1 protein-coding gene is annotated in these 1,086 nt (G+C 42.2%); it reads right to left on the bottom strand.

The window, feature by feature from the left end:
- The coding region (locus tag GMD4S_RS12285; RefSeq protein ID WP_000991644.1) for a C1 family peptidase at positions 1 to 1,031 on the bottom strand (1,031 nt) is incomplete at its 3' end.
- Between the last annotated feature and the right edge of the window lie 55 nt (positions 1,032 to 1,086).

Genomic DNA, 1,086 nt, shown 5'->3' with positions numbered 1-1,086 from the left:
ATATCCATGCTTGATTCAAAGTCATAAACATCAGTCGCAAGGATTCCAGCTTTGCGGTTGCTGAGCTGGCCGACATCTGAACCAAACCAAACAGTTTCTCCTGTTTGCATTTGGGCAATCGCCAATTCTTTTAAGCGCTCCATTGGTACGTTGATGTAACGAACTGCACGGCTACCAACCACATTTCCCAACATCTCAACTGTGTAAGATTTACCGTAAGGCTTGTCAGCAGTTGGAGCATTGATAACAGAAACGTAGTCTTCTAGAGGAAGATTGACATATTTCTTGTAAAACTCTTGTGGCGTGATACCCTTTTCGCTTTGGTAGTTATCATCCTTATCGCGATAAGCAAAGTCAAATTTACGCGGTGGAAGACCTAGTGACATAGCAAGGAAGTTAAAGATTTCTTGCAAGAGGTCTTCTTTCTTAGCTTGAACAGTCGCTTGGTCAGCACCAGAAGCGAGCAAGTCACGCAAGATTTGGGCATCTTGGCGAAGCAATTTGTTAAGAATTGCATTGAGCTCACGGCTATTACTAGATGAAACAGACTCAGGGTAAACTGACTTAGGAACGACACCATATTTTTCAAAGAGGGCCACGACCATATCCCACTGTCCACCGTCTTGTTGTGGAGTTTGGAGTAGGAAGCTAACCTTACGGCTCGTCAATTCTTGATCTGCAGTCGCAATGACTTGCTCCAAGAACCAGTTAGATTTTTCATACTTGTCCCAGAAGAAAGTGTGGGCTTGTGACAATTCAAAGTTTTCCAATTTATATTGAGAAATGAGTTTGTGACGGAAGGTGTTGAGAGCTGCAAACATCCAGCAACGACCAGACGCTTTCTGGTTAGTAACCTTGTCCTTGGTCAAATCCAATGAGAAAACAGGTGCATTGTCTACATGACTTTGGCGACGTTCTAGAGCTGCAAAAATTCCATTGTGGCTGGCAGCATTTTCAATTGCTTGGTATTTGACATTTGCTTCATAGTTGGCAAATAGTTTATCTGTAAATGATTCTTGAATCGCGTTCATAGATTCCTCCTTTTATTCTACTGTCTATTATAACTCTTTTCACAAAGGAAGCAAC

It is taken from the genome of Streptococcus sp. GMD4S (genome assembly GCF_000296955.1).
This window is presented reverse-complemented; position numbering and strand designations above follow the sequence as displayed.